Annotated in this window: 18 protein-coding genes; 7 read left to right on the top strand and 11 right to left on the bottom strand. The window is 42.6% G+C overall.

Translation table 11 applies throughout. From position 1 onward, the window contains the following. Nucleotides 1-376 precede the first annotated feature (376 nt). The 6 genes from NYE25_RS29370 to NYE25_RS29345 all read left to right on the top strand — a co-directional run bounded on the left by NYE25_RS29370 (nt 377) and on the right by NYE25_RS29345 (nt 8,735). Nucleotides 377-1,423: a LacI family DNA-binding transcriptional regulator gene (locus NYE25_RS29370; protein ID WP_042186323.1), complete on the top strand. Its 1,047-nt coding sequence runs from the start codon at nt 377-379 to the stop codon at nt 1,421-1,423. Between the two features lie 223 nt (nt 1,424-1,646). After that, nucleotides 1,647-2,303: a beta-phosphoglucomutase gene (pgmB, locus tag NYE25_RS29365; RefSeq protein WP_042186321.1), complete on the top strand. Its 657-nt coding sequence runs from the start codon at nt 1,647-1,649 to the stop codon at nt 2,301-2,303. A gap of 322 nt (nt 2,304-2,625) precedes the next feature. Continuing rightward, nucleotides 2,626-4,944 (top strand): glycoside hydrolase family 65 protein, encoded by a 2,319-nt coding sequence (locus tag NYE25_RS29360; protein WP_341147522.1) that lies wholly within the window; start codon nt 2,626-2,628, stop codon nt 4,942-4,944. A 93-nt stretch (nt 4,945-5,037) separates the two neighbouring features. Next, a complete protein-coding gene (locus tag NYE25_RS29355) occupies nt 5,038-6,720 on the top strand; it encodes a glycoside hydrolase family 13 protein (RefSeq protein ID WP_341147521.1) in 1,683 nt (560 codons plus the stop codon). A 144-nt stretch (nt 6,721-6,864) separates the two neighbouring features. Next, nucleotides 6,865-7,728 (top strand): AraC family transcriptional regulator, encoded by an 864-nt coding sequence (locus tag NYE25_RS29350; RefSeq protein WP_341147520.1) that lies wholly within the window; start codon nt 6,865-6,867, stop codon nt 7,726-7,728. A gap of 155 nt (nt 7,729-7,883) precedes the next feature. Beyond that, on the top strand, nt 7,884-8,735 hold the full coding sequence (locus tag NYE25_RS29345; protein ID WP_341147519.1) for a DegV family protein: 852 nt from the start codon (nt 7,884-7,886) through the stop codon (nt 8,733-8,735). 60 nt (nt 8,736-8,795) lie between these two features. Here NYE25_RS29345 and NYE25_RS29340 read toward each other — a convergent pair whose 3' ends face one another. The 8 genes from NYE25_RS29340 to NYE25_RS29305 form a co-directional block, all read right to left on the bottom strand. Next, nucleotides 8,796-10,436: a PAS domain-containing sensor histidine kinase gene (locus tag NYE25_RS29340; protein WP_341147518.1), complete on the bottom strand. Its 1,641-nt coding sequence runs from the start codon at nt 10,434-10,436 to the stop codon at nt 8,796-8,798. Between the two features lie 206 nt (nt 10,437-10,642). Continuing rightward, the gene (locus tag NYE25_RS29335) at nt 10,643-11,344 is read right to left on the bottom strand and encodes an ABC transporter permease (RefSeq protein ID WP_341147517.1); all 702 of its coding nucleotides are present in this window, start codon (nt 11,342-11,344) and stop codon (nt 10,643-10,645) included. Next, the gene (locus NYE25_RS29330; RefSeq protein WP_042186309.1) at nt 11,328-12,248 is read right to left on the bottom strand and encodes an ABC transporter ATP-binding protein; all 921 of its coding nucleotides are present in this window, start codon (nt 12,246-12,248) and stop codon (nt 11,328-11,330) included. The genes NYE25_RS29335 and NYE25_RS29330 overlap by 17 nt, the downstream gene beginning before the upstream one ends. A 117-nt stretch (nt 12,249-12,365) precedes the next feature. Further along, nucleotides 12,366-13,301, bottom strand: coding sequence for a sensor histidine kinase (locus NYE25_RS29325; protein WP_341147516.1), 936 nt, complete (start codon nt 13,299-13,301; stop codon nt 12,366-12,368). Continuing rightward, complete coding sequence (locus tag NYE25_RS29320) at nt 13,301-14,014, bottom strand: response regulator transcription factor (RefSeq protein WP_341147515.1); 714 nt, start codon at nt 14,012-14,014, stop codon at nt 13,301-13,303. The genes NYE25_RS29325 and NYE25_RS29320 overlap by 1 nt, the downstream gene beginning before the upstream one ends. A gap of 282 nt (nt 14,015-14,296) precedes the next feature. After that, nucleotides 14,297-15,130, bottom strand: a complete 834-nt coding sequence (locus NYE25_RS29315) for a DUF4362 domain-containing protein (protein WP_341147514.1) — start codon at nt 15,128-15,130, stop codon at nt 14,297-14,299. Nucleotides 15,131-15,378: 248 nt separating this feature from the next. Next, nucleotides 15,379-16,140, bottom strand: a complete 762-nt coding sequence (locus NYE25_RS29310) for a CPBP family intramembrane glutamic endopeptidase (protein ID WP_042186303.1) — start codon at nt 16,138-16,140, stop codon at nt 15,379-15,381. Between the two features lie 26 nt (nt 16,141-16,166). Further along, the gene (locus NYE25_RS29305; protein ID WP_341147513.1) at nt 16,167-16,985 is read right to left on the bottom strand and encodes an ROK family protein; all 819 of its coding nucleotides are present in this window, start codon (nt 16,983-16,985) and stop codon (nt 16,167-16,169) included. A gap of 318 nt (nt 16,986-17,303) precedes the next feature. Between NYE25_RS29305 and NYE25_RS29300 the strand changes: the two genes are divergently transcribed. After that, nucleotides 17,304-18,695, top strand: coding sequence for a SpoVR family protein (locus tag NYE25_RS29300; protein ID WP_076284206.1), 1,392 nt, complete (start codon nt 17,304-17,306; stop codon nt 18,693-18,695). A gap of 101 nt (nt 18,696-18,796) precedes the next feature. On the opposite strand, the gene NYE25_RS29295 is transcribed toward NYE25_RS29300, so the two are convergent. The 3 genes from NYE25_RS29295 to NYE25_RS29285 all read right to left on the bottom strand — a co-directional run bounded on the left by NYE25_RS29295 (nt 18,797) and on the right by NYE25_RS29285 (nt 22,844). Further along, complete coding sequence (locus NYE25_RS29295; protein ID WP_234529879.1) at nt 18,797-19,228, bottom strand: GNAT family N-acetyltransferase; 432 nt, start codon at nt 19,226-19,228, stop codon at nt 18,797-18,799. Between the two features lie 349 nt (nt 19,229-19,577). Further along, a complete protein-coding gene (locus NYE25_RS29290; protein WP_341147512.1) occupies nt 19,578-20,477 on the bottom strand; it encodes an AraC family transcriptional regulator in 900 nt (299 codons plus the stop codon). 471 nt (nt 20,478-20,948) lie between these two features. After that, nucleotides 20,949-22,844: a PrkA family serine protein kinase gene (locus NYE25_RS29285; protein ID WP_042186251.1), complete on the bottom strand. Its 1,896-nt coding sequence runs from the start codon at nt 22,842-22,844 to the stop codon at nt 20,949-20,951. Nucleotides 22,845-23,007: the final 163 nt, after the last annotated feature.

The raw sequence follows: 23,007 nt of genomic DNA, 5'->3' as shown, positions 1-23,007 counted from the left end.
TAATGAACTCAAATTATCATAAAAGTAAAAATAAAGAAAAGTAAACCTGATAATCCCATTTAGTATTTATCCGTTTTTTTGAATGTCTCTCTAATTCCATTTCTCGAATCGAATTGTTCCAAAAAATTCAAGCCACACGTTTGCATTTACGAAATGCTCCTTTCGAAGAAATTGGATATCTTTTATACATATTAAGATCAATCTTGCTAAATCATTCATACTTTTTTGGTGAAAACAAACAATTTTACGCATAAAATTCTAATACTCTTTCCAAAAGTAGCAATATTGCCCTTCCAAATGACTTTATCTATTTACAATTTAGAACTCTTAGATTAATATTACTGTGTAAAGCAAACGGTTCCATAAGGAGGTTTCTATGACAGTTACCATTAAGGATGTGGCCAAGAAAGCGGGAGTATCTCCCTCCACGGTATCCCGGGTATTGTCCAATCACCCCAGAATCAGCCTGGAAACTTCCCGCAAGGTCAAAGCTATTATGGAAGATATGGGCTATACACCTAACATGATGGCTAAGAGTCTAGTGTCGAAAACTACAAATAGCATATGCTTCAGTCTTCCTAAACCAGCTGAAGAGCTGTTCTCAAATCTATTTTTTATGGAATTAATCCGAGGGATTGTTACACAAGCTAGCCGTTCCGGCTACGACGTGTTAATTAGCTCCGGAGCAAACGAGAAGGAAGAATTGGAAGCCGTTTCAAGACTTCTAAAGGGTCGTCGAGTAGATGGTGTTATTCTGCTTTACTCTCGTACAGATGATGCTGTTATTGATTTTCTAGAGAGTAACGATTATCCATTCGTACTGGTAGGCCGAAGTGATCGATATGAGAATATTTTATCTGTCGATAATGATAATGTGATGGCAGCATATGATGCTACAAACCACCTCATTTCAATGGGTCATGAACGTATTGGCTTCGTAAGTGGACCGCCTAATCTAATTGTTTCTCGCGATCGTCTCGCAGGATACCGTAAAGCATTGCTGAATAGCGGTCTTGAAATGCGTGATGAATGGATTGTAGAAGGTGAATTTCTACAGGATAGCGGATATAGAGCGATGTCTTTTTTCATGAATTTGCCTAATCGGCCTACTGCTCTAGTTGCAGTGGATGATATGGTATCGTTCGGAATTTTACGCGGATTGAATGAGCTGAAATACAAAGTGCCTGACGATCTCGCTATTGTAAGCTTTAACAATATTCCATTATCTGAATTATCCAGCCCTCCAATCAGTAGTATTGATATTGGAATTTATCATCTTGGCTACACTGCATCTCAGGTACTTATCCAGAATATCAAGAGTCCGAACCACGATGCTGGTTATACAAACCGATTTGTTATTCCACATCGCTTGATCGTGAGAGAGTCATCCATGTACTCTCATGCTAAGAACAAAACCGAATGAATAAGTGAAGCGATCAACGCTTCATTTATTTTTTGAAAATCTGTACAAACGTTTGCGCTAAATTACTAAAACTTCTTGATCCAGTTCTTTTCAGGGTGAATATTCGAATCTGAGGTTAAGATAAACTTAACATCTTTAGCAAAGCTTATACGAATTGAAAGCAAATTCAGATACGATTACCCAATGGATCACGATACTGTCACAAATTTTAGGAGGTACTACAATGACGGAAATTAAAGCCTGCTTGTTCGATTTGGATGGTGTTATCGTTGATACTGCCAAATACCATTATATCGCATGGAAAGAGCTTGCAGATGGATTAGGGTTTCTCTTCACAGAACAAGATAACGAACGCCTTAAAGGAGTCAGCAGAACTGCCTCGCTAAATATTTTGCTGGAAATCGGCGGACTAACTATCGATGAAGAAGAGAAAGCTAAGCTTGCAGAACAGAAGAATAATCGATATGTCGAATATATTGCGAAAATGGACAGCTCAGAGATTTTGCCAGGTGCGCTTGATTTTCTGAAAGAGTGCCGTGAGAATGGCATCAAAGTTGCCCTCGGTTCTGCTAGTAAGAACGCAATGACGATATTAAATAATACCGGATTGACCCCTTACTTTGATGCAATCATCGATGGCACACACACAAGTGCTGCTAAACCTGATCCGGAAGTTTTTCTTTTAGGAGCTAAAGCACTTGGCGCTGATCCTAAACACTGTGTTGTCTTCGAAGATGCAGAAGCAGGAATTGAAGCTGCGTCGCGTGCTGGAATGTTCAGCGTTGGTATTGGTTCACCGGAAACGCTCAATGCGGCGAACATCGTCGTTCCATCGCTCGCTCATATGAGTGTGTCACAACTCAAAAAATCTTTTGCTTAAAGTCTAAGGAACATTAATCAACTGAAAGTGTTAATGTGATTCGCCCTGCTACATCTAACCTACAATCAAATGAACTAAGTATTAATCATTAGATTTCTGGTGATGAGGTGACGGAGAGGAATTTTGGAACTGTAGAAGCGTAGCGTTCGCCTTTATAATCAGATTTCATCCGCAAAACGTGGCTAAAATATAGAAATCTGATTATAACAGCGATCGAAAGTCCAAAGATTCCTCGCAGTCGCACTTATACCACCGGAATTTTAATGGAAGAATGATTTGTTCATTATATATCCCCACAACATATTTAAAGGAGCCGGTTATCGTGAAACAATATTTAACAATTGATGAATGGTCCATTATTGAAGAATCCTTTGATCCACAGACACAAGAAATCTCTGAAAGTGTATTTAGCCTTGGCAACGGATTTATGGGTGGTCGAGCTAATTTTGAAGAGCAATATAGTGGAAGTAGCCTACAAGGCAGCTACATGGCTGGCGTTTACTATCCTGACAAAACACGGGTCGGCTGGTGGAAGAACGGCTATCCTGAATATTTTGCTAAAGTACTGAACAGCACGAACTGGATCGGTATTAATATCGACATTGAAGGAACTCCTTTAGACCTGGCAAAATGTACGGTTTCCGATTTCCGTCGTGTTCTTAACATGAAGGAAGGTACGCTTTCCCGTTGTTTCACTGCCACACTCGAAGATGGTAAGGAAGTTAAAGTTGAGAGTATCCGATTCGTCAGCATGACTCGTCAAGAAATCGGTGCTATTCGTTACTCCATCATTCCTGTGAATTTCTCAGGCAAGATTACGATCACTCCCTATCTCGACGGTGACGTGAAGAACAAGGATTCCAACTACGACGAGAAATTCTGGAATGAAGTTGAGAAGCAAGCAGGCACTGAAGGTGGACACCTCACCCTTAAGACCAAAAAGCTCGATTTCCATGTAACCTCTGCTATGGCTTTTGATATCCTTGTTAACGGTGAGAAAGTCATCGCTGATGCTGAAGCCATTGAACAAGAGAAATATGTAGCCAGCAAAATGAATGTATCCGTACAATCTGGCGATCAAGTCGTCATTTATAAATATGTTGCTAACGTAACCTCGCGTAATCACGGTCTTGGACAATTGGTCGATGCCGCTCAAACTGCTTTGCAAGCTGCTAAGGAAGCTGGTTTTGTAACCCTTCTGACAGAGCAAATAGAAGCTTGGAGAGAGAAATGGAAAGAAAGCGACATCATTATTGAAGGTGACGTTTCGGCACAGCAAGCGATTCGCTTCAATATTTTCCAGCTAAACCAAACCTACAATGGTGAAGATGACCGTCTGAACATTGGACCTAAAGGCTTTACAGGTGAAAAATACGGCGGCAGCACTTACTGGGATACAGAGGCGTATTGCGTTCCCTTCTATCTCAGTACAGCAGACTCCTCTATTGCTCGCAACCTGTTGATCTACCGTTACAAGCATTTGGAGAAGGCTAAGGAAAATGCTCGTAAGCTTGGTTTCGCAAAAGGCGCATTGTACCCAATGGTTACAATGAATGGCGAAGAGTGCCACAATGAGTGGGAAATTACATTTGAAGAAATTCACCGTAACGGTGCTATTGCTTATGCGATTTACAACTATGTGAACTACACAGGAGACAAAGCTTATCTTGGTCAATATGGCCTTGAAGTTCTGGTGGAAATCTCCCGCTTCTGGGAAGAACGTGTTCACTATGCAAATCGTAAAGACAAATACGTAATGCTTGGCGTAACGGGACCTAATGAATATGAAAATAACGTAAATAATAACTGGTACACCAACCGGATGGCTTCCTGGACTATGGAATATACCTTAGAAGCTCTGGATTATCTGAAAAAGAACGAATCCACACGCTATGCAGAACTAGTTGACAAACTAGGACTCCAAGAGAGCGAAACCGCTAAATGGAATGATATCATTGCCAAAATGTATTATCCTGCGGATGAAGAACTGGGTATCTTCTTGCAACAAGATGGCTTCCTAGATAAAGAAATTATTCAAGTCAAGGATCTGGCAGCTGAGAACCTGCCGCTAAACCAAAAATGGTCATGGGATCGTATCCTTCGTTCTTGCTTCATTAAACAAGCAGACGTTCTGCAAGGATTATATTTCCTAGGGGACCGCTACGATCTGGATACCAAAAAACGGAATTTCGACTTTTACGAGCCGATCACTGTTCATGAGTCCTCCCTATCCCCTTGTATCCACTCTATTCTAGCCAGCGAACTAGGATATAAGGATAAGGCTTATGAAATGTACTTGCGTACTTCAAGACTGGATCTTGATAACTATAACAATGATACCGAAGACGGCTTACACAGCACTAGTATGGCCGGTACTTGGATGTCAATCGTACATGGCTTCGGCGGATTACGTGTTCATGATGGCAGACTGGCTCTGAGCCCATCGAACCCAGGTCACTGGACAGCGTACTCTTTCAAAATCATGTTCCGCGGCTCCCGTCTAAAAGTAAGCGTTTCGGACGCACAGGTTACGGTTACGAATGAAACTGATATTCCAGCTTCTATTACTATCTATGACAAAGAATATACCGTGAACGGACTAAGCAGCATCACTGCTGACAGCAATTCCGTCACAGTATAAACCGACACCACAAGAGACCCTTGGAGCCAATAGCTTTTTAGGGTCTCTTTATTTTTTTCCTAAATGGATAACTTATATAAGGAGTGATTATTAATGAAAAGAACCTTTTGGAAGGAAGCTGTCGTTTATCAAATTTATCCACGCAGCTTTCAAGATAGTAATGGTGACGGTATTGGAGATCTGCAAGGCATCATTTCACGTCTGGATTATTTGCAGAAGCTCGGTGTCGATGTAGTTTGGTTGTCACCAGTATATAAATCGCCAAATGATGATAATGGTTATGACATCAGCGATTACGAAGATATTATGGATGAGTTCGGCACGCTAAAAGACTGGGAGGAACTACTGACTGGACTGCATGATCGTGGCATTAAGCTAATGATGGATCTTGTAATCAACCACTCTTCTGATGAACATCAATGGTTCGCAGAGTCCCGTTCGTCAAAAGATAATCCATACCGTGATTACTACATATGGCGTCCAGGTGGACCGAATGGCGAACGTCCAAACAATTGGAGTTCCATATTCAGCGGTCCGGCTTGGGAACTAGATGAGACTACCGGTGAATACTATCTACATCTGTTCTCACGCAAGCAACCGGATCTCAACTGGGACAATCCAAAGCTGCGCGATGAATTATACAAGATGATTACCTTCTGGCTCGACAAGGGTGTGGATGGATTGCGGATGGACGTCATTAATTTGATTTCTAAAGCGGAAGGGCTACCTTCCTTTCAAATCGAGGGCGAGGTGCCAGAGGAACTTGCTTGGGGTGGCGATTACTTTATGAATGGCCCCCGAGTCCATGAGTTTTTACATGAAATGAACCAAAAGGTTCTTTCAAGCTATGACATTATGACCGTCGGGGAAACGCCAGGGGCTTCAGTAGAGGATGCCGTTCTTTACACAGACGAAGATCGTGAAGAACTTCAAATGGTATTCCAATTCGAGCATATGGACGTAGATTCCGGCCCAGGAGGCAAATGGGATGTAGCCCCATGGACATTAACTAAACTGCGCGACATACTTCATAAATGGCAGGTCGGTCTGGCTGACAAGGGTTGGAATAGTCTGTACTTAAACAATCATGACCAGCCGCGTATGGTTTCACGATTTGGTGATGATGGGAAGTATCGCGTAATATCTGCCAAAATGCTCGCTACCTTACTACATACACTTAAAGGCACCCCTTATATTTACCAAGGTGAAGAAATTGGGATGACGAATGTAAAATTCACAACGCTGGAAGATTATAAAGACATCGAAATTCTGAATATGTACCGTGAAAAAGTAACTGAGGGTGGCGCAGATCATGAAACGATTCTGAACGCTATCCATGTCAAAGGCCGAGACAACGCCCGTACCCCAATGCAATGGGATGCATCTGCTAATGCTGGATTTTCAGAAGGAGAACCATGGCTCAAAGTAAATCCGATTTACAAGAAAATTAATGTGGAGCAAGCATTGGCGGATTCTGATTCAATCTTCTACTACTACCAGGAATTAATTGCTTTACGCAAAAAAAATCCGATTATGGTATATGGAGAATATAAGCTGCTACTGCCTGATCATGAGAACCTTTATGCTTATACAAGAACTTTAGAGGATGAACAATGGCTGATCCTGCTGAACTTCAACGAGGCTCCTCAAACCGTTGATCTCTCCGCTGAGCTGAGCACCGTTACTGATTTAATCATTGGAAATTACCCGGATGAATCTCCAACACGAGAAATTCTGCGTCCTTACGAAGCAAGAGTGTACAGATTACAAAGCTGACTCTCTCCACCTTACTGAGTTATACTATATAGGATGATTTTGTTAAGATCATTCTTCCATCAGCAACCTGTCATTAAAGAGCAAGGAATAACAGGATTTGCAAATGGTGGCATGATAGTATGAACTCAAAGGGAGATGGCAGGCTTGGAATGGCTTATCCGCATGAAAGAAGCTTTAGATTATATGGAGAGCAAAATGGAGGAAACCTTTAATATAGAAGATATAGCAAAGGTTGCTTATTCCTCCCCTTTTCACTTCCAGCGTATGTTCTACATGCTCACCGGAGTATCAGTCAAAGACTATATCCGTAAACGGAAACTAACTCTGGCGGCACAGGAACTCGCTATATCTAAAGTTAAGGTACTAGATGTCTCATTAAAATACGGATATGACTCTCCCGAGTCGTTTGCCAAAGCATTCCGCAAAGCACATGGAATTACTCCTTCTGCTGCGCGGGAGTCAGGGGTACAGCTCAAAGCCTTCCCTAGACTCTCCTTCCATCTATCACTGAAGGGAGATAAAGAAATGGACTACAGAATTGAGACAAGAGAACCTTTTAATGTTATCGGACTAGTAGAGGAAATGACAACGAAAGATGGGGAGAATTTACGCCGTATCCCCCAGCTGTGGATTGAAGCTAATGAAAATGGTACGTCGGATAAGCTGATTGAGATCGGTGTTGATAAGGACATCCTTGGTATTTGTAAAGATTTCAATCACGAAAAAGAAACCTTCTCCTATTGGATTGCTGTCGAAGCCTCTCCAGAGACGGACGCTCAGGGCTTTGCTTCTACGACGATACCAGCTGCGAGTTGGGCTGTGTTCACCTCAGTAGGGCCAATGCCGAATGCTATTCAGCAAGCATGGTCACGGATCTTTCAGGAGTGGTTCCCTGCAACAGGCTATGAGCATACAGGAGGACCCGAGTTTGAGTTATACCTTCCGGGAAGTCCTGATGCAGAGGATTATCGCTGTGAGATCTGGATACCGGTTATGAAAAAAAATTAATGCTTACTTAGACTATTCGGAATTCCGGATAGTCTTTCTTTCTTTCAGAATTTCTACGATTTCATTTTGAGAATCGGCTTAATCTTGGTATAATAAATAGATTATGTGATTCAATAATGACTATTGTCGTCCGATTATCGGTGAAGGAGAAATTCATGTCTACTGTAAAAATATTTTCAGACAGCACTTCCGATTTGCCTCAAGGCTGGAAGGATACTTTTAATATCGGCATCGTTCCCCTTTACGTAGTGTTTGAAGAAGGAACCTACAAAGATGGTGAAGATATCACACCAGAAGAAGTGTATCGCCGTGTCGCAACAAGCGGAGTATTGCCAAAGACAGCCGCGCCTTCGCCAGCTGACTTTATCGCCGCTTTTCATCCGGTAATTAGCCGTGGAGATGATATTGTATATATCAGTCTCTCCTCATCACTATCCTCTACATATCAGAATGCACTTTTGGCTGCTGGGGAATTCCCAGAGGGGCGTGTACAGGTTATTGATTCACAGACCTTATGTGGAGGCATCGCTCTTCTCGTTATGAAAGCTGTCAGAGCCGCTGAAAAAGGTTACAGTGCCATTGAGATTGCAGCTATGCTGAAGCAGAGTCGTAATCTTGTAGAAACAGAATTCGTGGTAGATACGCTAGATTACTTATATATGGGTGGACGCTGTTCAGGTATGCAGAATTTCATCGGTAGTCTGCTAAAAATTCGTCCTGTTCTTAGACTTGTAGACGGCAGCATCGTACCTACTAGTAAAATTCGTGGCAAAAAAGAAAAAGCCGTGGAACAAATGCTCCAGAACGCCTTGGTTAACGTCGATCGGATGGATAAAGAGCTGCTCATCGTTGTTCATACCTTAGCGGAAGAAGATGCTCGCTATCTAGAGACAGCGATACGAGAGAAAACTCAAGTGAATGAGATCGCTATCCTCAACGCAGGTTGTGTTATTGGTAGCCATTGTGGCCCACATACTGTAGGTCTCATGTATATGCTTCAAGATTAATAATCTAACGCAAATCTCCGGCCATTGCTTCGTAAGACAATGGACCGGGGATTTGTGCGTTTACCCCTCCTGATTTGAAGTTGAATTTAACTCGACCTCTTTTTTTATGAAGGGTAACATAAACCGGAACGTTGAACCTTTATTCTCTTCACTTTCTACAAAAATTGTCCCACCCATCAGCTCAACCAGCTGCTTACAAATAGCGAGTCCCAACCCTGTACCGCCATATTTACGGTTGATGGTCGGGTGCAGCTGTGAGAAGGATTGAAATAATAAATTGAGTTTATTATCGGCAATCCCAACACCTGTATCACGGACAGAGAATTCCAATAAATATTCTTTTGAATCCGAAAGTGGAATGTTCTTAACCGATAGTGTAACGCTCCCATGTTCTGTGAATTTCAGAGCATTGCCTACCAGATTGACAATAATCTGTCGCAAACGGATCGGATCAGCCAGTAACGTTGTTGGAACACTCGTATCCGCCCACCACCGCAAGGCCAGCTTCTTCTCTTCGGCTTTAGGTGTAAATAAATCAATGATGTCCGATATCATCTCTCGAAGTTCAAACGATTCGGTTTGCAGTGGCATTTTACCCGCTTCCATCTTGCTGAAATCAAGAATGTCATTCAAGATCTGTAAAAGCGTGTAACTACAGCTTCGTAAAATCTCGACATACCCCCGCTGTTCTTCTCCAAGATCAGTTTCAAGTAAAAGATCTGACATCCCTATCATTCCATTCATCGGTGTCCGAATTTCATGACTCATCATCGCTAAGAAATCAGATTTGGCTTGCGCCGCCTGTTCCGCAGATTCTTTAGCGCGAATGATTTCTTTCGCATTCGTAATATCACTAAAAGCAATAACTGCTCCTGAGATCATCCCCCCATCCATAAGAGGCGAGACCCGATAATTGACAAAAAAGCTGGTTCCATCCTTACGCCAGAAGATCTCATCGTCTTTCCTGCGGATAATTCCATCTGCAATTGTAAGACTGATCTGACAATCAGGGGTTGAATAACGTGAGCCATCGCCTTGGATTTGATGAATATATTCCATCAGCTTCAGGCCAACCAATTCTGTAGGCTGGTAACCTAACATATCTGCTCCCTCACGGTTAATAAAGAGCGTTCGCCCTATATTATCTAGTACGAATATTCCAGCTGAGACGGAGTTCAGAATAAGGTTCGCTCGTTTATCTTCGACTTCAGCAGCAAAATTAGATTTGAAGTTTGACTCTAGTTCTACCTTATCCGATAATTTAGCATGAAAAGAATCTGCTAATGCGTTTAGCCAGTCATGTAACCCTTCCGAATAATGATGATAGTTGCTGTTATCCACTTGTATGATCGCGAATACCCCGACAATTCCCTCGTCTATCGTTATAGGAATAAAGTTTCCCTTCACAACGTCCGCTTTGGGATTGTTCACATCTTGCAATTCAAAGCTAGAGGGATTCCCTTGCAGGGCAGCCTCAAAACTAGCTACATCAACAAGGTATATTCTTTTAAGTGCTGTCAGACCTATATCTTGGAACGATGCTTCTGCACTGGGTTCTAGATAGAACGTACGATTCGTTCCTACGCAGCGACCTTGCCGATCCAACACAAATATCAAATTAGGATGATGGTCATATAACGATTTATAAGCGCTCTCTTCCGAAAGCAATCGTATTAGAATGGACGTCCAGTCTTTATCCACAATTCATTTCACCTCAGGCTCTCTCATCCATTATCATTACCCTAAAATGAGCGGAAATCATCTCAAATTTTAAATTCTTCTATTTTGACCATTATAGCAAATATACTTTAATCGGTCGCAGATAAACACTAAATCCCCCTTTAGAACCCAACCACGATGACTTACACATCGTACTGAGATTCTTAAGAGGGATTTCTATAAATATTTTAGGCTATATCTTTATGGTCAATATTGCGAATCGCCATATAGGCAATACCTGCTCCTATCAAGCCAAGCGAGATCGACACCGCCGCTAAATTACCTAAGCGTGCTTGATCAAATCCACCAGAAATTAGGGACGTAACTAACACCGCCGAGACGATGGTGGCAGGGACTGATTTTTTCTTCATTCCAAAGTACAAAGGAATCAAAGCAATACCCGCTGCGTAAAATGAGTTTGCGCCTAACTTGATCAGCTCTAAAGTGATCATGGGAAGGTTTAACTCACCCGGAATAAGCCCTACAAAAGAATTGAATCCTATTAGGATAGCGCCAACCACAATGTCTGACACGATGATGGCAACAAATGTGAAGGCGAACACTATCAATATTTTCGCAGTCATTAGCTTTTTACGTGAGATAGGGTACATGAAGAGAAGAGTAATTGTGTTGTTCTTATACTCATCAATCACCAGCTTGCTAATAATAACGGAAGCGAAAATAATATAAGCAGCCTTAACAAAAACGAACACACCCTCAAACATATCTGCGTAAGAAGCGAACGACGGTTCATTCTCATTTCGATCAACGAATAAAACCATAATCATAAACCCAAGAATAGCGAGATTGACGATTGCTGCCCCTGTAAGAAGAGTCTTTAGCTTATTCTTCCGAATCTCCAAAGATATTAATTTAAGCAACGCCTTCACCCCCGATCAATTGTAAAAAATAATCTTCCAGCGTATGTTGTTTCTTGCTGATGCTCTCAATCTCCACGTCTGCTAGCACTAACGCCTTATTCAGATCACGTTGTGAGATTCCACCGTCATAGATTCTTACTGTAATATGATCAAGTACTTTGAAGTTATTGAGGCCAAGCTTGTGCTCCAACACGTACACTGCTTTGTTAATCTCATTCGTAACCACTTCGATATATTCTGTATTTTGACCGCGAATGGAATCCATCGCCACCTCTTCTACCAGAGCACCCTGCCGGATCACACCGATAGTATCAGCAATCTGCTCGATTTCCCCCAGAATATGACTAGATACAAGTAACGTCATTCCATATTCCCGGCTAAGCATCCGGAACACTTCACGCATCTCTTTGATTCCCACAGGGTCTAGTCCATTAATCGGCTCATCCAGAATGAGTAGCTCCGGTTTCGTCATAAAGGCTCTGGCAATACCAAGGCGCTGCTTCATCCCAAGCGAAAATTGCTTCACCGGCTTTTTATCGATACCCGTAAGCTTTACCAGCTCCAGCGCTTCGCCAATCGCTTGCGGATCATAATAGCCCATATATTCTCCATGCAGGATCAGGTTTTCCTTGGCTGTGAGTTTATCATAGAACACTGGATATTCAATGATGCAGCCCATCCGTTTGAGCATTTCATACGAATGATTTGTCATTTTTTCATTAAAAAACTCAATCTCACCACTCGTCGGTTTAACGAGGTTCGTGATCATTTTCATGACCGTTGTTTTGCCGGCACCATTCGGTCCAAGAAAGCCATAAATTTCACCTTGTTTAATATTCATATTCACATTGCTAACGGCTTCTTTGCCTTGGTAGGTTTTCGTTAAATTTCTTGTTCGAAGTATCGTAGTCATTTCCGCGCTCCCCTTTGTTTTCGTCTCGTCTTCCTTAGTTCTTATTGTACACAGCAGAATTTTCTTTTTTATTACTCGATTCTTACAAAAATCTTAAGCTGTACACAATTTCATTCTTTAGAAGCTTAATCTACGAAAAGAAAGGGTAAATACTGTTCTCACAAACGGTTGACTAACCAGTGTAATGGTACCATTCATCTGCTCCGTTAATCTTTTGGTGATCGTCAGACCCAGACCACTCCCTTGATATGATCGATTTCTCGAATCCTCCAGTGTATAGAGCCGTTCGAATACTTTATCCTGGTGAACTTCACTAATGCCTTTTCCCCTGTCCCAAACATCTATGTATACTTTATTCTTATCACTATAGAGTTTCAAACCTAATACGCCTCCGGCATCCCCGTAAGCAATCGCATTCGATAACAAATTGGTCAATATCCGGTCAAGCGCCTCTTCGTTTCCCATGAAATAAAGCGAGTCATCAGGAATCTCTATCTCTACCTCACTGCCCTTGGCGCTAAGGATATCATAGAAAGAGAGAATATTACGTCTGCATACCTCGCCTGCCTCAACACGTGAAAGATTGATTTCCCGATCCCCCGATTCCAGCTTGGCCAAGTCAAAGAACTTGTTCATCAGATGGATCACTTCATTCGCTTTTTGGTGAATTGTGTTCATCATACGTTCCCGTTCCTCGGCTGGCATAAGTTCATCCTGCTGAATCGTCTCAATATAACCGAGTACTACCGTTAGCGGAGTCTTAAGATCGTGGGAAATGTTCGACAGCATATTACGCATGGACTTCTCCAGCTTCACGCGCTCAATGCTTCCTTTATGATTAATGTCGAGCAGCCGATTTAGATCAATCAGCACACTTTGCAGCTCCACATTACTACTGAATAACAGCAGTCTTTCGTGTGAACCTTCAGCCATGATGCTACTTAGCTTGTCATGAATATATTTCAGGTCTCTGGAAGCTTTACGCGAATGCTGATGTTGCCATACAATGACGACGAGCAGGAGTACAATGACCACACTAAGCGCCATGCTCATTATAGCTGCTCTCCCAGCTTATATCCGATCCCCCACAACGTCTTGATGAACTCTGGATGGGAGGGATCATCTTCTATTTTTTCGCGTAATCTTCTCATATGTACATTAATAACGTTCTCATCTCCGAAATAATCATCTGCCCATACGCTAGCATAAATCTGCGCTTTGGTGAAGACCCTGCCCGGATGCGTAACGAACAGCTTAAGAATATGAAATTCCTTAGACGTTAACTTCACTTCTTCCCCGTTCTTTAGCGCAGAGAAATTATCCAAATCTACAGTCAGGCCACCAATGGAAATTTTTTGCTTCGCAGGAATTGGAGCTTCCGGTTGGATGGTGGGGGTAGCATAACCCGCTCTTCGAATCGCAGCCTTCACTCTTGCAGCTAATTCGATCATTGAAAATGGCTTGGTAATATAATCATCCGCCCCAAAGCCAAGTCCAAGCGCTTTATCCACATCGCTGTCCTTGGCTGACATGATCAACACCGGAACTAGACTTGTCGCACGGATCGTCTGGAGAATATCAGTACCGCTGCGCTTGGGCAGCATGAGATCTAATAATACAAGATCAAAAGGATTACTAGTACGGAATGTCATTTCCGCTACTTCACCATCAAACGCCGTTTCCACTTCATAGCCCTCTTTTACTAAATAGGACCTAACCATTTCACTAATTGCTTCGTCATCTTCAATTAACAATATTCGGTGCATGAATGCTGCCTCCAATGATTTGAGAATAAAGATTAGTTAAAAACTTAAGGTATTTCTTTAAGGTAAACGTGACTGCGGTGAATGTTTGGACTTCCGGTCGCTGTTGTCCCCAGATTTCTTGATTATATACCGTGTTTCACGGTTGAAATCCGGTGACGGCCCATGCTTCCGAAGCGAGCTTTCCTACGGAAAGCTTTCAGGCGAACGCTATCGCTCCTACTGTTCCAAACTTCCCCTCCGCCACTCTTCCTTTTTAGAATGTTTTAGTTCAACTTATTTAAATTATTCGTAATACCCCTTAACCTCAGGCAGTTGCTTATAAATGCTTCCAGCCTGCACGATCTTAATGATCGCTTGAGCTAGTTCAGTCATCTGACCATCATCCTCAGTATTCTGGCATTCCGTCCACTGATAATGACGCTCTCCACTATTAATCTGAACCGATAAATCGTAACTTACAGCAGGTTTTCGATTACACTCGGTAGATAACTCTTTTTCACCTAAGTAATTCGCTAGTACCATTTCTTTATAGATTTGTCCTCGTTCCTGTTCAGAAAGCTCAAAATCGCTAACCTCGACTACTTCCCCATTCTGGAGATCTTTGACCAACTTCTTCTCTATCGTATTAATTTCGTTCTTTTGGTTCACACCATACTTTAAAACAAATTCAAACTTATCTTGTTTCGTTACGTCAAAAGGAATCTGTAGCAGCTCGATCTTTGCTTGTTCGCCCTCGCAGCCCGTTAAGGTATACGACAGAAGTTTATCCGTTTCGTTTCTAACAAGGTTCTGACAAGTGTATGTGGTTACTTGGGGACTACCAAACGTATCTTCGGAATTATCATGCCGCATTTCAATCCCTTGGTCAGTATATTTCAAGTCATTAAAGATCGGATCACCCTCAATTGTGTAATGAACCACTCGCTGCGTACCCGCTTTATTTTGGATAAAAGCATCCAGCTTCTTAAGATTCTTAACAATCATTCCATGGCTGTTTATCACATCTTCTTGTTCATTAATGGTAATTGTGAATTTGTCTTCTCCATTGGATGGCTGGTTAAAGCAACCGGTTACTATAAGCGCTATAAAAATCAGAAGAATACCGCTCGATCTCATCGATCATAACCTCCTTAAACACTCCATAAGTAGAATCTTTTGTTAAAGTATACCAATAATAACGGGGGCTGGGTATCCCTTCAGAGGGATATCTGATGATAGAGAGATTGATAGAAATTTAAACTAGATAGCAAAAAAAGCCGATTGGATATCCAATCAGCTGTGCTTCTGTACCTCAGAAATCTTCTCAATATCTATCGTACTATATGCTTAACCTCTTTGTGAGTCTACGGAAATTCCTCCGGCTCTTAATGCAAGAAATGCATCAGGAACGGTGCTGCTACTGCGCCACCTAACATACTAGTCCCAAATATTGCCCAGTCATTTAAAATATGTGCAATGATCGACGTCCAGATATTCTTTGTTTTCATGTAAGCAAGCGTTAGAATAATTCGAGCGATTCCGATTCCCAGAATGGCCTGAGCAAAATTAAAATTGTACGTTTTTAAGTGTAGTGCACCAAAAATGAGCGCTGTTACGATTAATGCAATAAACACGGACGCCTTGCGTGACATTTTAAAGCCAATAAAGCAAAGCTGCATAATCGCCAGGAATGGCAAGATCGTTAACAATTCCTCGCCAATTAATTGAAATCCTGAGAAGAACAATGTCCAGAGCTTCTCACCTGTTGAAAGGGTATCCCCATGACCTAGCACCGCATTTACTGTTACAGCTCCCATCGATGAAAGCAGCGCGGCTACCCCCAACGTTACGATGAAATTAATAATAAAGAATAAAATCCCGTATAATACATGACTTACTTCAGGCTTTTTGAAGAGAATTCCTAACTTCCCTTTGGTTGCCCACACTAATGCGATTAACGGAAACAGCGTGAATAGAAACGGAGCAATCTTGCTCTGCACTTCATTAGGCAGAAAAGGAATCTCTACTGTCATTGTTAAATAGCCTACAACGATACTTGCAAGGATCACTACCCATTTGCCAATAGGCATGAAATACGGCTGTCCATTATACAATGGATAATCTACGGTTTGTTTTACTTTTGTCATGTTGCACGACCTTCCAACGCTTATTATTATACTGTGAATCCTATCACTGGAATATGAACTATAAATGAACCGACAAGTTCATTTATAATCCCTGATGAAATGCTCAATTTCTGGCCGAAGATGGAGCATAAAAATAACACCTTGCAGCACAAGCTATTCCCGTTTCTTGCTTGATCTGCGAGGTCCTTCACGTCCATTCCTTTTTCTAGAGCTCCCATCTGCTCAGCCAGGCGAAGAATTCCGCGACGTGAGAAGGCGTTATCTATGGTGCTCTCCAGGAAAGGTTTATCAAAAAGCCAACCGTCCTTGGGAACACCTGGTCCTTCGTTCAGGATCAATGCACGATCAATAAATGCGGAGCCTAACCCTGTCCCTATAGTTAACGAAATATATCGTTCATTTGGAAATAATCTGCTTACGCCTAAGGCAAACAGCTTCGCATCATTCTCAAATCGAATATCTGCCTGCAGCAGGTGCTTCGCCCATTCCTTATGTTGTAAGGTATTGAACCGGGTATATAATACTTCTCGTATATTCTCACCATACAACGCCTCATATTTACTAAGCCCCTGAATATAACAGATGCCTTGCTGATAATCAAAGGGCCCGGGAAAGGCGAGACCGATGCGCCAAGTACAGTCTGAGGATTTCCCTAGTGTAACGGAATAGAACTGATATTGATCTTCAAATATAGAAATAAATTGGTCTATAATGACATCGGCATCTTGGTCAGCGAAGGAAGGATGTTGCTTGCAGCTAGCCTGTAGCAAATCTCCATCCACGACCAAACCAGACTTAATAAAGGTTCCTCCCACGTCTAAAGCGATCACGACTTTAGGCTTCAAAGGAGACTCACATCCCAGACCTTGGATACGCCAGCTTTCACTACTCGTGCGCCATAACCATTCTATTGTTCTATTGAATTAATAATTCTCCACGATAATTAATATGATGGTATTTTGATAACTGCAAGCTACTTACGAATCACCTTGAGAAAATCATAAAGATATATAACGGATTCTCCCTCCCGTCATATTGCCCCTCCCCTACCCATATACATAATATGAACTACATTGATCGACCCATCTATATGAAGCCAAACCCCATTTCGTGAGGGTTTATTCAGGTTGGATCTACAGAATTATAGGAAGGAGCACAGAATCATGCCAAGCGAAGAAATTAATGCGTTGGAGCGGGCGATTGCTGAAATTACGGAAATAGCTACTGGCTTCGGCTTGGATTTTTATCCCATGCGATATGAAATATGCCCTGCCGATATTATTTATACATTCGGTGCTTATGGAATGCCGACAAGATTTGGTCATTGGAGCTTCGGAAAAACATTTCACAAAATGAAATCCCAATACGATTTCGGGCTGAGTAAAATATACGAGCTCGTCATTAACTCCAACCCTTGTTATGCTTTCCTGCTCGACGGAAACTCGCTGATTCAGAACAAGCTGATCGTAGCTCACGTGCTGGCGCACTGCGATTTTTTCAAAAATAACATGCGTTTCTCCATGTCCAACCGGGATATGGTCGAGAGCATGTCGGCTACAGCGGATCGGATCGCCGGTTATTCAGTAACCTACGGTACCGATGCAGTGGAGCGCTTCATCGATTCCGTGCTGGCCATTCAAGAGCATATAGATCCCAGCCTGATTCAGCCGCGTAAGCTAGGTAAGACCCATCTGCTGGAAGCCAAAATGAAAGAACTCAAGGATGCCCCTCCGGGTGGCTCCAAACCAGCTAATCCGTACGACGAGTTATGGAATCTAGACAAGAGCAATTCTGGACCACAGGAAGCATCATCCGGAAATCGTGCGTTCCCACCTGAGCCGGAAAAAGATATTGTCTGGTTCATCCAGCAATATTCCACCGTCTTGGAGGATTGGCAGCGCGATATTATGACGATGCTTCATGATGAAATGCTCTACTTCTGGCCACAAATGGAGACGAAGATCATGAACGAAGGCTGGGCTTCGTACTGGCATCAGCGTATCGTCCGTGAACTGGATCTGACCGTTGAAGAAACCGTAGAATACGCTAAACTGAATTCCTCCGTCGTGCAGCCCTCACGGCAAAGCCTGAATCCATACTATCTTGGTCTAAAAATCTTCGAAGATATCGAACGCCGCTGGGACCGCGAGAAAATATTTGAGGTACGCGAGTTGGAATCCGATACCTCTTTTATCCGCAGCTATCTCTCCAAAGAACTGGTGAACGACCTCGATCTTTATGTTTTTGAGAAAAAAGGTCCGGAATGGAAAATCACCGACAAAGCATGGGAAAACGTACGTGATCAACTGGTACTCGCTCGAGTCAATGGCGGGTCACCTTACTTGGTCATAGAAGATGCCGACTTCGAGAAGAATGGCGAGTTATTTATCACCCACCGCTATGAAAGTATCGAGCTGGATCTGAAGTACCTGGAGCGCACACTCCCGCATATCTACTCATTATGGGGGCGCACCGTTCATCTACAGACCGTCGTGGAGGACAAAAAGGCGCGGTTCTCGTATGATGGCAAAAAGGTGCAGCGTAAGTTTATTTAAAAGAAGAATAAGTGAGTAGTGCTCTATTGCTTGAATAATAAAGCGGCAGAACTGGACGCGTAGTATGTCCCTGGTCTGCCGCTCTTTATTTGGTCTGTTGATTACTCGGATTCATTTAACATCTTTGAAAAATATTTCGGAGCCTCAGTAAATCCTTGTCGGGCATAAAATCTATGCGCATCAGTTCTTCTAGAGTGGCAATGAACTTGAATTCGGTCACAGTTTCTTTTTCTAGCTAAATCAGTGCAATATTCCTCAAGCATCCGTCCAATGCCTTTGCTCCTAATCGCATTACTTACCACAAGATAGCTTATAATTGCAGTATCCCCTGTGAGCCCTAATTGAGGTATGTAATGCATGGAAATGCAGGCGACTACTTTATGATCTTCCTCGAAAACTAATAATTCCTCATCCGGATGCAGGACTAGCTTTTCTATTTTTTCTTGCATGAATGCTTCTGTCTCTGGATAACCCAACTGCTCTAATAATTCGGATATGTCTTTCCAGTCCTCTACTTTTGCTTCTCTAATCATCTGTTTCACTCCCCGAGATTATCAAGTTACACGTCTATTTAATCTATTAGACTACGGGAGGGGATAAGCGTCAATCCTCCTGCAATAAATGAGAAAGCCCGCAGCGTATAACCCGCTGCGGACCTTCTTACGTCGACACCCCGTATCGACTGAATAATTGAACTTTGCAAATGCTGCAAAGGTAAAAGTAACGTAGGGGAAGTTTGGAACTGTAGGAGCGTAGCGTTCGCCTTTGTTTCTGGATTTAATCCGCTAAGGAATAATCAATAAATCCAGAGACAACAGCGACCGAAAGTCCAAACATTCCCCGAAGTTACGATCATCACCGAGCAGCATTTGCCCTTACACATCATTCGGTCGATTTTTTCACAGGAACATAGATCTCCATCACCGTATCCGGACGCGAGTGGCAGCGTTCATCATAGAATTCGAAATCCAGTTTACTATCATCATAATCGTAGCCACTATCCTTAAACCATTCTTCGAAGATATACTTCCATGTGCTTTTTATAACCTGTGCAAACTGTATTTGCTCTGTATCCGTTGATGTATCCACTGGCGGCGTTGTGAACACAGCATATTCGGCTTCTGGCACATCCATCGTCAACATATCATCTTCCACCTTGGAGTAGTCCTCTACAATAACACCTAGAAGATAAGTCGCATTACCATTATCTGAGGAAGGAATACATAAGCCGACTTCTCCGTGTTTAGGCGGGTTTAGTATTTTATACATTTTGGACTCCAGATTCTCACCCTCATAATGACTCCAAAAAGATGCAATATCCTTGGTGTACATACTTCCAGCAACATTAGTTTGGATCCCATACCCAGCGACCTTAAATGCAGGCTTGCGAACAATAACAGGGTTCATTATAAAACCTCCGATTTCAATTAGTGTTTTTCCTTTAGTAAATCCGTCCATCCGTGCGGCATACTGTGTCGGGCTATAGCCAAAAGCCTTGCGAAAGGCCTTAGTGAATCCACTTTGTGTCTCAAAACCATAGTCCAGCGCGATATCAATGATTCTTCTACCGGCAAACAATTCAATGGACGCTAAAGATAATTTCCGGCTCCGCACATATTCCATCACGGACATTTCCTTGCATAAGCTGAACACTCGGCAAAAATGATACACCGAATATCCAACCTCAGCGGCTATTTCTTCCACTGTTATATTTTCTTTGATATGAGCTTCAATATATTCAACACATTTCTCTATATCTTTACTGTAATTCAAGTGCAGCACCAGCCTTCCCCCGTACGGTGATTTCATTATATCAACTGCAAGCGAGTAGGATTGTTCCTGTTTTGCTGAGCTGTATGATGCTGTATGATCTAACACTTTCTTTAGTTAGCTGTCATAGAAAACTGCAAATGTGCAGCTTTTTACATTGATATCGTCCTCATCTAGCTCAAAAGCTGCAAAAATACAGGAATTTTCCCTACTTGGGGTTTGAAAGTGACTTACACCGCAAAAAAACTGCAGATTTGCAGGAATTACTAATTTAAAGAGCTTTGCCATATATAATAATGTACATTTGCAGTTTTTTCCTGTAAGGGCGGCTCCCCCTGCTACTTTTCATGGTTCATGCATTACTTTTCGGATGCGCGACCAAAGCCTAATTCCACACAATCTCACGTATTGATACACGTAAAAAATATCTATCACATAAAAAAAGACCACCAAATGGTGGTCCGCAAATTTACTTGTATTCTTTTACCGATTAAGCAGACTGCCCACATACTTCAGCAGCTCATTAGCGCAAATTGGGCAATAGTGATGCCCATCAATAAGTCTAGCGCACACCTCATTGATCCGTTTAAGCTGACTTTCATCCGGCGTTTTGGACGAGGTGGTGATTTTGACGATATCTTTGAGATCTGTGAATAGCTTCTTCTCAATCGCTTCCCGTAGGCGGTCGTGGTTGTTGTACTCGAATTTCTTCCCTTTGCGTGAATACGCGGAAATCCGGATCAGGATCTCTTCCCGGAACGCTTTTTTAGCATTCTCAGAGATACCGATTTGCTCTTCAATCGAACGCATTAACCGCTCATCCGGCTCCATCTCCTCATCCGTCAGCGGATCACGGATTTTGGACCAATTGCAGAAGGCTTCGATATTATCGAGATAATTCTCAAATAATGTCTTGGCGGACTCCTCAAAGGAGTAGACGAAGGCCTTTTGCACTTCGCTTTTAGCTAAAATGTCATATTCTTTGCGGGCAATGGAGATGAAGTTCAAATAACGCTCCCGCTCCTCTTTTGTAATCGATGGATGCTGATCCAGGCCGTCTTTAATTGCCCGCAACACATCCAGTGCGTTCATGCACTGCAGATCACCTTTGATCAAGGCGCTGGAAATCCGGTTGATAACATACCGCGGATCTATTCCGGACATGCCTTCATCCAAATACTCCGTTTGCATCTCCTTGAGATCTGCTTCTTTGTAGCCTTCGACCTCTTCACCATCATACATGCGAAGCTTTTTGATCAGATCCATGCCTTGTTTTTTACTTTCTTTCAGACGGGTCAGGATCGAGAAAATAGCAGCGGCACGCAGCGCATGCGGCGCAATATGCACATGGTTCATATCACTCTGGGCGATCAGCTTCGCGTAGATTTTTTCCTCTTCCGATACTCTGAGGTTATACGGAACAGGCATCACAATCATACGGGACTGGAGCGCTTCATTCTTTTTATTAGAAATAAACGACTTATACTCGGTTTCATTGGTGTGAGCTATGATCATTTCATCCGCACTGATTAGCGCGAACCGGCCAGCCTTGAAATTTCCTTCTTGCGTCAGTGACAGCAGATTCCATAGAAACTTTTCGTCGCATTTGAGCATTTCTTGAAATTCCATCAGCCCACGGTTAGCTTTGTTCAGCTCTCCGTCAAAACGGTAAGCGCGTGGATCGGATTCCGAACCAAATTCAGTAATGGTCGAAAAGTCGATACTTCCTGTCAAATCGGCGATATCTTGCGACTTCGGATCGGATGGACTAAAAGTACCAATCCCTACCCGCTCTTCTTCTGACAAAATGACACGAGCCACTTTAACCTGCTCAATATCTCCCGCATAATCATTTCTCAGCCGCATCTGGCAGGATGGGCACAAGTTGCCCTCAATACGCACACCGAGTTCTTTTTCAATCTCTGGACGAAGCTCCAGGGGGATCAAATGTAGTGGATCCTCATGCATCGGGCAGCCCTCAACCGCATATACCGCACCCGCATCCGTCCGCGAGTATTGTTCCAAACCTCTTTTTAACAGCGTGACTAGGGTCGATTTCCCCCCACTGACAGGTCCCATCAATAACAGAATCCGTTTACGAACATCTAGCCGGCGTGCTGCAGAGTGAAAATACTCCTCCACTAACTTTTCGACTGCACGATCAAGTCCAAAAATCTCTTGTTCAAAAAACTTATAACGTTTGCGTCCGTTTATGTCCTCTACGCCATGCGACTTGATCATGTCATAAACGCGGGAGTGAGCGGTTTTTGCGGGAGAGGGGTCTTTTTTCAAAAGTTCTATATATTGCTTGAAGGTCCCGCTCCACGCCAAACGGTCGTTCTCAGCCCGATACGAAGCTATTCGCTCAAAAATATCCATTGCTCGCTGCCTCCTCTTGCGCTCCTACTTGCTCTCCTATAGCGTTAAAAAGTGTATTACATACCTATGCGGCAAGCGCGGAATAGTTGACCTCTTTTTTGCTGTGCTATAATAGAGAATCATAAAATCGCAGTAAAACCTTAATGAGAACCCGAAAAAAAGA

Source organism: Paenibacillus sp. FSL E2-8871, from assembly GCF_038000345.1.
In the GTDB taxonomy this organism is placed as follows: domain Bacteria; phylum Bacillota; class Bacilli; order Paenibacillales; family Paenibacillaceae; genus Paenibacillus_AQ.
The sequence above is the reverse complement of the archived record's forward strand: the minus strand, read 5'-3'. Positions and strand labels throughout refer to the sequence as shown.

What these genes read in the sequence shown, in the direction of transcription:
- NYE25_RS29300 (WP_076284206.1), top strand. Translation starts at nt 17,304, where the DNA reads ATGCCAAGCGAAGAAATTAATGCGTTGGAGCGGGCGATTGCTGAAATT.
- NYE25_RS29310 (WP_042186303.1), bottom strand. Translation starts at nt 16,140, where the DNA reads ATGACAAAAGTAAAACAAACCGTAGATTATCCATTGTATAATGGACAG.
- NYE25_RS29315 (WP_341147514.1), bottom strand. Translation starts at nt 15,130, where the DNA reads ATGAGATCGAGCGGTATTCTTCTGATTTTTATAGCGCTTATAGTAACC.
- NYE25_RS29370 (WP_042186323.1), top strand. Translation starts at nt 377, where the DNA reads ATGACAGTTACCATTAAGGATGTGGCCAAGAAAGCGGGAGTATCTCCC.
- NYE25_RS29345 (WP_341147519.1), top strand. Translation starts at nt 7,884, where the DNA reads ATGTCTACTGTAAAAATATTTTCAGACAGCACTTCCGATTTGCCTCAA.
- NYE25_RS29330 (WP_042186309.1), bottom strand. Translation starts at nt 12,248, where the DNA reads ATGACTACGATACTTCGAACAAGAAATTTAACGAAAACCTACCAAGGC.
- NYE25_RS29320 (WP_341147515.1), bottom strand. Translation starts at nt 14,014, where the DNA reads ATGCACCGAATATTGTTAATTGAAGATGACGAAGCAATTAGTGAAATG.
- NYE25_RS29295 (WP_234529879.1), bottom strand. Translation starts at nt 19,228, where the DNA reads ATGATTAGAGAAGCAAAAGTAGAGGACTGGAAAGACATATCCGAATTA.
- NYE25_RS29325 (WP_341147516.1), bottom strand. Translation starts at nt 13,301, where the DNA reads ATGAGCATGGCGCTTAGTGTGGTCATTGTACTCCTGCTCGTCGTCATT.
- NYE25_RS29355 (WP_341147521.1), top strand. Translation starts at nt 5,038, where the DNA reads ATGAAAAGAACCTTTTGGAAGGAAGCTGTCGTTTATCAAATTTATCCA.
- NYE25_RS29285 (WP_042186251.1), bottom strand. Translation starts at nt 22,844, where the DNA reads ATGGATATTTTTGAGCGAATAGCTTCGTATCGGGCTGAGAACGACCGT.
- pgmB (WP_042186321.1), top strand. Translation starts at nt 1,647, where the DNA reads ATGACGGAAATTAAAGCCTGCTTGTTCGATTTGGATGGTGTTATCGTT.